Source organism: Polaromonas sp., assembly GCF_018780625.1.
GTDB lineage: Bacteria > Pseudomonadota > Gammaproteobacteria > Burkholderiales > Burkholderiaceae_C > Polaromonas.
In genome coordinates this window covers 1-8,668 of the sequence record NZ_JADMJK010000089.1, presented here as the reverse complement: position 1 = coordinate 8,668, position 8,668 = coordinate 1, and the positions used below count along the sequence as shown (strand labels likewise).

At 61.9% G+C, this 8,668-nt stretch carries 9 protein-coding genes and 1 pseudogene; 8 read left to right on the top strand and 2 right to left on the bottom strand.

Going from position 1 to position 8,668, the window contains the following annotated elements:
• From IV091_RS08165 to IV091_RS08155, 3 genes are all read left to right on the top strand, one after another.
• A partial coding sequence (locus tag IV091_RS08165) for an enolase C-terminal domain-like protein (RefSeq protein WP_293467417.1) occupies window positions 1-563 on the top strand: 563 nt, incomplete at its 5' end.
• A 3-nt stretch (window positions 564-566) separates the two neighbouring features.
• A complete protein-coding gene (locus IV091_RS08160) occupies window positions 567-1,481 on the top strand; it encodes a dihydrodipicolinate synthase family protein (protein WP_293467415.1) in 915 nt (304 codons plus the stop codon).
• Window positions 1,482-1,684: 203 nt separating this feature from the next.
• Window positions 1,685-2,074 (top strand): cupin domain-containing protein, encoded by a 390-nt coding sequence (locus tag IV091_RS08155; protein ID WP_293467413.1) that lies wholly within the window; start codon window positions 1,685-1,687, stop codon window positions 2,072-2,074.
• Between the two features lie 136 nt (window positions 2,075-2,210).
• Here IV091_RS08155 and IV091_RS08150 read toward each other — a convergent pair whose 3' ends face one another.
• Window positions 2,211-3,209 carry a PfkB family carbohydrate kinase gene (locus IV091_RS08150; RefSeq protein ID WP_293467411.1) on the bottom strand — a complete coding sequence of 333 codons (999 nt, stop codon included), beginning with the start codon at window positions 3,207-3,209 and terminating at the stop codon, window positions 2,211-2,213.
• 132 nt (window positions 3,210-3,341) lie between these two features.
• On the opposite strand from IV091_RS08150, the gene IV091_RS08145 reads away from it, so the two are divergent.
• The 5 genes from IV091_RS08145 to IV091_RS08125 all read left to right on the top strand — a co-directional run bounded on the left by IV091_RS08145 (window position 3,342) and on the right by IV091_RS08125 (window position 7,867).
• Window positions 3,342-4,340 carry a sugar ABC transporter substrate-binding protein gene (locus IV091_RS08145; RefSeq protein WP_293467409.1) on the top strand — a complete coding sequence of 333 codons (999 nt, stop codon included), beginning with the start codon at window positions 3,342-3,344 and terminating at the stop codon, window positions 4,338-4,340.
• Window positions 4,341-4,466: 126 nt separating this feature from the next.
• The gene (locus IV091_RS08140) at window positions 4,467-5,420 is read left to right on the top strand and encodes an ABC transporter permease (RefSeq protein WP_293467406.1); all 954 of its coding nucleotides are present in this window, start codon (window positions 4,467-4,469) and stop codon (window positions 5,418-5,420) included.
• A complete protein-coding gene (locus IV091_RS08135; RefSeq protein ID WP_293467404.1) occupies window positions 5,420-6,211 on the top strand; it encodes an ATP-binding cassette domain-containing protein in 792 nt (263 codons plus the stop codon). Before IV091_RS08140 ends, IV091_RS08135 begins: the two co-directional genes overlap by 1 nt.
• Window positions 6,204-6,656: an RbsD/FucU domain-containing protein gene (locus IV091_RS08130; protein ID WP_293467402.1), complete on the top strand. Its 453-nt coding sequence runs from the start codon at window positions 6,204-6,206 to the stop codon at window positions 6,654-6,656. The genes IV091_RS08135 and IV091_RS08130 overlap by 8 nt, the downstream gene beginning before the upstream one ends.
• Entirely contained in the window at window positions 6,653-7,867 is a 1,215-nt protein-coding gene (locus IV091_RS08125; RefSeq protein ID WP_293467400.1) for an ROK family transcriptional regulator, read from the top strand. The genes IV091_RS08130 and IV091_RS08125 overlap by 4 nt, the downstream gene beginning before the upstream one ends.
• Window positions 7,868-7,906: 39 nt before the next feature.
• Here IV091_RS08125 and glmM read toward each other — a convergent pair.
• Window positions 7,907-8,668 (bottom strand): annotated as a pseudogene (gene glmM, locus IV091_RS08120) (phosphoglucosamine mutase); the annotation flags it as partial.

The following is an 8,668-nucleotide window of genomic DNA, read 5'->3' as shown; positions in this document are numbered from 1 at the left end:
TCATCGGCTATGACAACGACCTGATGCTCGAGTGCTACATGGGCTGGAACCTGGAATATGCCAAGCGCATGCTGCCAAAACTCGAAAAATTCGAGCCGCGCTGGCTGGAGGAACCCGTGATTGCCGACGACATCGATGGCTATGCCGAACTGAACCAGCTCACCAGCATTCCGATTTCGGGCGGCGAACATGAATTCAGCCTGTACGGCTTCAAGCAGCTGCTGGACAAAAAAGCCATCTCGGTGGTGCAGTACGACACCAACCGCGTTGGCGGCATCACGGCAGCGCACAAGATCAACGCGCTGTGTGAGGCCTACAGCGTGCCCGTCATCCCGCACGCCGGGCAGATGCACAACTACCACCTGACCATGAGCACGATTGCCTCGCCCATGAGCGAATATTTCCCGATGTTCGACGTGGAAGTCGGCAACGAGCTGTTCTATTACATCTTTGACGGCGAACCGGTGGCTGAAAACGGCTTCGTGCAGCTCGACGACAACAAGCCCGGCCTGGGCCTGACAATGAAGACCGAGTTCCTGGATCAGTTCAACATCATCGAGTAAGCCATGCGTCCCATTTACAAGGGTGTTTTTCCGGTGGTCCCGACCACCTTTACCGAATCGGGCGCGCTGGACTTGCCCAGCCAGTTGCGCTGCATCGACTTCATGATTGACGCCGGCTCGACCGGCCTGTGCATCCTGGCCAATTTTTCCGAGCAGTTCGTGCTGTCGGACGAAGAGCGCGAGGTGCTGACTTCGGCCATCCTGGGGCATGTAGCCGGCCGGGTGCCGGTGATCGTGACGAGCACCCATTTCGGCACCAAAGTCTGCGCCGAGCGCAGCCGCCGCGCACAAGACATGGGCGCGGCCATGGTGATGGTGATGCCGCCCTACCACGGCGCCACCTTGCGGGCGAGCGAGGAAAAGATCTACGAGTTCTATGCCGCGCTGTCGGACGCCATCGACATTCCCATCATGATCCAGGATGCCCCGATGAGCGGCACGCAACTGCCGGTGGCCTTCCTGGCGCGCATGGCCAGGGAGATTGAAAACGTCGCCTATTTCAAGATCGAGACAGCCGGCGCGGCGTCCAAGCTGCGCGAGCTGATCCGCCTGGGCGGCGACGCGATTGAAGGCCCATGGGACGGCGAGGAAGCCATCACCCTGCTGCCCGACCTGGACGCCGGCGCCACCGGCGCCATGACGGGCGGAGCCTACCCCGACGGCATCCGCCTGATCATGGACGCCTACACCGCCGGCAACCGCGAGGAGGCCGTTGCCCAGTACACCCGCTGGCTGCCGCTCATCAACTATGAAAACCGCCAGGGCGGCATTTTGACAGCCAAGGCGCTCATGAAGGCTGGCGACATCATCGCCTGCGAAGCACCGCGCCATCCGTTCCCGGCCATGCACCCCGAGGTCCGCAAGGGCCTGCTGGAAACCGCACGGCGGCTGGACCCGATGGTCTTGCGCTGGGGCTAATAAGAGGACGACATGAGCGCTTTGCACTACGACCGCATCAACGGCGAATGGCTGGCAACAGTTTCAGCCCAAGCACCAACCTGAACCCGTCACCTGTCCAAGGTGATTGGCGACGACGCGCAGGCCAATGCAGCCTGCCTGGATGCCGCCCAGGCCGGATAAAATTCAATGCCGCACCAACTCACCACCAAAGAGGAGATCGCATGACTATTCAAGGCTTTGTCGCATCGCACGCGAAGGATGCCGAGTTTGAACGAGGTCTTCGTTCGTTCTATGAGTACCGCGATCTTGGCATCAAGAAGGCAACGGAAGGCCGGGTTGACGCACATGTCATCCGGGCGGCGGCGGGGAAGGATTTCTCAAGTCAGCCTCACCTTCACAAGACAGAGTTTCAGCTCGTCTATGTTCTGAAGGGCTGGATCGAATTCGAATACGAAGGTCAAGGCGTTGTTCGCCTGGAGGCCGGATCGTGCGTCCATCAACCACCCGGCATTCGCCATCGCGAGCTGGGTCACAGCGATGACATCGAGATGCTGGAAATTGTCCTGCCGGCGGGTTTCGCAACAGAAGAAGTCGCATCTGTAAACGGTTAACACGGCCAGGACCGCGCTGGTCTGGCGTCTGCTTTCTGTCGTGCCAACCCGAGCTTTGCCACCATTTTGAAAGTTATCAAGGCGCTTGGCGTCAGGCTGTGATCCGACCGGCGCCTTGACGCCAGACGTTCAAGACTCAGACGCCCATTTCAAAAGTCAACTGGCAGGGAAAATTCTGCACGCGCGCCAGCACTTCTTCCCGACTGGGCGGCACGCAGCCACGGCGCATTACGCACAGGCTGGCGCTGGCCAGTGCATGCGACAGTATCCGGCGGGCCGGCGCATCCGCCAGCTGTTCCAGCACCAGCCCGTCTTCCAGCAGCATGGCGGTGAGCAGCCCCGCGAGGAAGCAATCGCCCGCACCCACGGTGTCGACGACGTCAACCGGCTCTGATTCGCGGGCGTGCCAGACCTGGCCGCTGCGGGTGAGCAGGCAGGCGCCCTGCCCGCCCAGGGTCAGGGCCATCAGGCGCGCACCCGTGCTGGCCAGCAGGGTTTTGGCCTTGTCCAGGGCACTGGCACCGGCAATGCCCAGATAGTCCAGGTCTTCGTCACTGGCCTTGATCACGTCGGCAAATGCCAGGGCCGCCAGCACATTGCGGCGGTAGGCAGCCATATCGGGCATGACCGAAGGGCGCAGGTTGGCATCAACCACCACAGTTTTGCCGGCCTGGCGGCAGGCAGCGAGCCAGGGCAGGTAAATCGCCGCATCTTCGGGCGCCAGCGCCAGGCAGCCGCTGCAAACCATCTCCAGCGTGGGGACTGCTTCGCACGAACGCATCAGTTCAGCGGCCGAGACCGCCCGGTCGGCCACACCCTGACGATAAAACGCATAGTCGGGGTGGCCAGATTCACTCAAGGCCACCACGGCCAGCGACGTGGTCTGCTGCACCGGCTCCGCACGGGCCAGCTGCACGCCGTCGGCGAGCATCGCCTGCGCCAGCCGGCGGCCAAACCGGTCGGCCGACAAGGGATTGAGATAGAGCGTCCCGATGCGCTGGCGGGCCATGGCGCGGGTGAAATTGAAGACCGAGCCGCCAAGGCAGGGTTCAAACAAGCCGTCAGGTCGCCCAATCAGGTCAATCAGCGCTTCACCAGCAGTTGCAATTTGTGGGGTTGTCTTAGGGTTTTCCATTAATAAAGTAACTTGATTTAGTAAGTCGGTCTCCACTATAGTTCGGACACGCCTAAACGTAAAGCGTAAAACCCCAGGGGTTTTGAGCCCCCTACATTAAAAACGCCATCATTCCTTTACCAAGGAGACAACATGAAAAAGTCCACCGCCACACTGGCCCTGACCGCCCTGGCTTTTGCCACTGGCAGCGCGTTAGCGGCAGAACCCGTCATTGGCCTGATCACCAAGACCGACAGCAACCCCTTCTTCGTCAAGATGAAGGAAGGCGCTGAAGCCGAAGGCAAGAGGCTGGGTGCCAAGGTCATCACCGGCTCGGGCAAGACAGACGGGGACAATGCCGGACAGATCACGGCCATGGAAAACATGATTGCAGCCGGCGCCAAAACCATCCTGATTGCGCCCAGCGATGCCAAGGCGATTATTCCTGCCATCAAGAAAGTCCAGCAAAAAGGTGTGATGGTGATTGCACTGGACAGCCCGACCGACCCGGTTGGCGCCGTGGATGGCCTGTTTGCCACCGACAACTACAAGGCGGGTGTGCTGATTGGCCAGTATTCCAAAGCGGCCTTGGGCGGCAAGAAGCCGGTGATTGCCACCATGGACCTGTTGCCAGGCCACCCGGTGGGTGCCCAGCGTCACAACGGTTTCCTGCAAGGGTTTGGCCTGCAGTCGCTGGACGTCAAGAGCAATGACCTGGCCAAGCCGGCTGAAGTGGTCTGCATGGCCGACACCTTTGGCGACGCGGCCAAGGCCCAGACCAGCATGGAAAACTGCCTGCAGAAAAACCCGGGCATCAACCTGGTCTATACGATCAATGAGCCCGCCGCAGCCGGTGCCTACAAGGCGGTGAAGGCCGCAGGCAAGGAAAAAGACGTGGTCATTGTGTCGGTGGACGGCGGCTGCGCCGGCATCCGGGACGTGGGTGCGGGTGTCATCAGCGCCACAGCGCAGCAATATCCGCTGAAGATGGCCACCATGGGCGTGGCGGCCGGCGTGGAATATGCCAAAACTGGCAAGAAGGTCAGTGGCTACACCGATACCGGCGTGACCCTGATTGCCGCCAAGGCGCTGCCCGGCGTGGACAGCAAGGATGTCAAAACCGGCACCGAACTCTGCTGGGGCAAGAAGTAACCCAGCCCAAAGTCCCATTGCCGGCCACCTTCGGGAGCCGGCAATGCCTTGCAGGCTGACGCCCCACCGGACCCGCCAGGGTCTTCAAGGCCATCCCTGCCTCACAGCCGTGCCTGAGAGATCAACATGACCCCTTCCAAACTTCCGCCCCTTGCGACCCTGGGGCCCTTCATCGCGCTGGTGCTGGCCTGCATCTTTTTTTCGACGCAAAGCGACCGGTTCCTGACGGCCCAGAATTTCTCGCTGATCCTGCAGCAGATCATGGTGGTCGGCGTGATTGCCATTGGGCAGACGCTGATCATCCTGACGGCCGGTATTGACCTGTCATGCGGCATGGTCATGGCGCTGGGCGGCATCGTGATGACCAAATTTGCCGCCGACTACGGCTTGTCAGCGCCCGTGGCCATTGCCTGCGGCATGGCGGTAACCATGCTGTTCGGCTTGATCAACGGGCTGCTGGTGACCCGCATCAAGCTGCCGCCTTTCATCGTGACGCTGGGCACGCTGAACATTGCCTTTGCCATCACACAGCTGTATTCACAGTCGCAAACCGTGACCGACATTCCGGCCAGCATGACCTTCCTGGGCAACACATTCATGATCGGCAATACCTCCATGGGTTATGGCGTGGTGCTGATGCTGGCCCTTTATCTGGTGACCTGGCTCTGGCTGCGCGATACCGCCCCGGGCCGCCATATCTATGCCGTGGGCAACAGCCCGGAGGCAACCCGCCTGACCGGCATACCGACCGACCGCGTGCTGCTGGGCGTGTATGTGCTTGCCGGTCTGTTTTATGGAATTGCCTCGCTGCTGTCGGTTGCCCGCACCGGCGCCGGCGACCCCAATGCCGGACAAACGGAAAATCTGGATGCGATCACCGCCGTCGTGCTGGGCGGCACCAGCCTGTTTGGCGGGCGCGGCATGCTGCTGGGCACGCTGGTGGGTGCCGTGATTGTGGGTGTATTTCGCAACGGCTTGACGCTGATGGGCGTGTCTTCCGTCTACCAGGTTCTGGCCACCGGCATATTGGTGATTCTGGCGGTGGCGACCGACCAGATGTCTCGCAAGGGAGTACGCTGATGAACGCTCAACCTCAAATCGTGATGCAGGCCAGGGGCCTGGTCAAACGCTACGGCCAGGTCACCGCGCTGGATGGCGCCGACTTTGAATTGCGCGCCGGTGAAATCCTGGCGGTGATTGGCGACAACGGCGCCGGCAAGTCCTCGCTGATCAAATGCCTGTCGGGCGCCACGATTCCCGACGAAGGCGAGATTTTTCTGGACGGCCAGCCGATTCACTTCAAGAGCCCGATGGATGCGCGCAAATCCGGCATTGAAACCGTATACCAGGATCTGGCCGTTGCGCCTGCCATGACGATTGCCGAAAACCTGTTCCTGGGCCGTGAACTGTGCCGCCCGGGCTGGCTGGCCCAGTTCCTGCGCCTGCTGGACAAGAAAAAAATGCTGGAGGAAAGCATTTCGCGCATGAACGACCTCAAGGTTGGCATACGCTCCATGACGCAGGCGGTGGAAACGCTGTCGGGTGGCCAGCGACAGTGCGTGGCCGTGGCCCGTGCAGCCGCTTTTGCGCAGCATGTCGTGATCATGGACGAGCCAACGGCGGCGCTGGGCGTAAAGGAAGGCAACATGGTGCTGGAACTGATCCGCCGCGTGCGCGACAAAGGCCTGCCTGTGGTGCTGATTTCGCACAACATGCCACATGTATTTGAAGTGGCCGACCGCATCCATATTGCCCGCCTGGGCAAGCGCGCTGCGGTGGTGAACCCGAAACACATCAGCATGAGCGACACCGTGGCGGTGATGACCGGCGCCATGTCGGCCGACGAGTTGCCGCAGGCCGCTCATGCTTAAAGGAATCGATCCCCTCATCACGCCGGAGTTGCTCAAGCTGCTGATGGAAATGGGCCATGACGAGGCCCTGCTGCTGGCCGATGCCAACTTCACGGCCATGAGCCTGGGCGCGGGCAAGCCGGTGCTCAGGCTGCCGGGCGCCAGCATGGCGCAGGTGGTCAAAGCCATCAACGCGCTGCTGCCGCTGGCTGCTGATGTAGCGCACCCGGTCGCCTTCATGCAGGTGTCGGACACGGCACCGCCCTATCTGTCGGCCTTGCAGCGTGAAGTGCTGGACTTGCTCCAGGACAGCTTGCTGCCCCACCAGAAGGCCGAACCGGTCGAACGCTATGCGTTTTACGAACGCGTGCGCAATGCTTGCGCGATCGTGGTGACCGGCGAATTGCAGCCGTTTGGCAACTTCATCTTGCGCAAGGGCGTTATCGGCGAAACTCTACGCCCATGACAAACGACCAGGCTCCCCCGCTGCTGCGCCCGCGCGGCTCCAACCATGTGGGCATGCGCCAGTTCAACGAGCGGGTGGTGTTGCAGGCGATTCGCCAGAATGGCAGCCTGCCCAAGGCGGATCTGGCACGCTTGACCGGGCTGACGGCGCAAACCATTGGCCTGATCACCGCACGGCTTGATGAGGATGGCCTGCTGATTCGGCACGAGCCGGTGCGCGGCCGCATTGGCCAGCCGTCGGTGCCTCTGGCGCTGAATCCGGACGGCGCGTTTTCCATCGGCATCAAAATCGGACGCCGCAACACCGACTGGCTGCTGGTGGACTTCACGGGCCGGGTGCGTCAGCGCAAGTCGCTTGCCTATGCGTTCCCGGATGCCAAGGTCTTGCTCCCGGCGATCAGCGAACACATGAATGCCCTGCGCGAGGAACTCGGCGACTTGAGCCCACGGCTCGTGGGCGTGGGCATTGCCGCACCATTTCAGCTGGGCGGCTGGCACAAGATGCTGGGATTGTCCGATGCACAGTCGGATACCTGGAACCAGATGGATCTGAAAGCCGAAGTGCAAGGCATGACCGACCTGCCGGTGAGCTTTGCCAAGGACACTTCAGCCGCCTGCGTGGCCGAACTGGTGGCCGGGCGGGGCCGCGACCTGAAGTGTTTCCTCTACCTGTTCGTGGACACATTTGTGGGTGGCGGGCTGGTCATCAATTCCCATCTGCATGCTGGCCTGCATGGCAATGCCGGCGCGGTCGCGTCGGTGCCGCTGAATGTAGCCCGGCCCGGAGAAACCAAGCCGGAGCAGCTGATTCACCAGGCCTCGCTCTGGGAACTGGAGCAGCGCTTCAAGGCCCGTGGACTCGACACCACCGCCGCTTACGACGAGCGCGCGATGCAGGCGCCGTTCGCGGAAGAAACCACCGCCTGGATGACACCGGCCGCCAATGCCCTGGCGCACTGCATTGTGAGCGGCACCGCGTTTCTTGATCTCGATGCCATCGTGCTGGACGGCTCGTTTTGCAGGCCGCTGTTGCAGCGACTCCTGGAGCATACCCGCATGGCCCTGGCGAGCTACAACTGGGAAGGCCTGTGGCCGGCCACCCTGCTGGAAGGCAGCATTGGCCCTGATGCACGGGCGCTTGGCGGCGCCTTGCTGCCACTGCACGCCAACTTTGCGCCCGACCGGGACATTTTCCTCAAAGTCAGCCGCTAACGGTTCGCATCCACCAGGCCGCAAGAGTCCCTGGCTGACTTAACTGCGCACCGTATCCGCAACGCGCTCGGCGCAGGCCCTGGCCTGTTCGGCATCGCGTGCCTCCACCATGACACGCAGCAGCGGCTCGGTGCCGCTGGCGCGGATCAAGATACGGCCGCTGTCGCCCAGTTCGATCTCCACCGCTTTGGTTTGCAGCGCCAATTCCGCGCTGCCCTCCCAGTCCTGACCAGGCTTGAGCCGGACGTTGATCAGCGTCTGGGGAAACAGCACCACGTCAGCCAGCAACTGGCTCAGGGTCTTCTTGCTGCGCACGCAGGCCTGCAGCACCTGCAGGGCGCTGATCAGGCCATCGCCCGTCGTGTGCTTGTCCAGCGCCAGCAGGTGGCCTGAGCCTTCGCCACCCAGCAGCCAGCCGCGTTTATCGAGCTCTTCAAGCACGTAACGGTCGCCAACTTTGGCGCGCACGAACTCGACGCCCTTGGCCTTCAAGGCGACTTCCACCGCCATGTTGGTCATCAGGGTACCGACGGTGCCCGGCACTTTTTCACCGCGTGCCAGCCGCTCGTTGACCATCAGGAACAGCACTTCGTCACCGTTGAAAAGCCGTCCTTCCGCATCCACGATCTGCAGCCGGTCGGCATCGCCGTCGAGTGCGATTCCGTAATCCGCGTTGTTGGCGCGAACGGCCTTGATCAGCGACTCGGGGTGGGTGGCGCCCACTTCGTGGTTGATGTTCAGCCCGTCGGGCTTGCAGCCGATGGCAATCACTTCGGCACCCAGTTCATGAAACACCATGGG

Coding starts and splice junctions, on each gene's coding strand:
- IV091_RS08160 (WP_293467415.1), top strand. CDS start 567: ATGCGTCCCATTTACAAGGGTGTTTTTCCGGTGGTCCCGACCACCTTT.
- IV091_RS08155 (WP_293467413.1), top strand. CDS start 1,685: ATGACTATTCAAGGCTTTGTCGCATCGCACGCGAAGGATGCCGAGTTT.
- IV091_RS08150 (WP_293467411.1), bottom strand. CDS start 3,209: ATGGAAAACCCTAAGACAACCCCACAAATTGCAACTGCTGGTGAAGCG.
- IV091_RS08145 (WP_293467409.1), top strand. CDS start 3,342: ATGAAAAAGTCCACCGCCACACTGGCCCTGACCGCCCTGGCTTTTGCC.
- IV091_RS08140 (WP_293467406.1), top strand. CDS start 4,467: ATGACCCCTTCCAAACTTCCGCCCCTTGCGACCCTGGGGCCCTTCATC.
- IV091_RS08135 (WP_293467404.1), top strand. CDS start 5,420: ATGAACGCTCAACCTCAAATCGTGATGCAGGCCAGGGGCCTGGTCAAA.
- IV091_RS08130 (WP_293467402.1), top strand. CDS start 6,204: ATGCTTAAAGGAATCGATCCCCTCATCACGCCGGAGTTGCTCAAGCTG.
- IV091_RS08125 (WP_293467400.1), top strand. CDS start 6,653: ATGACAAACGACCAGGCTCCCCCGCTGCTGCGCCCGCGCGGCTCCAAC.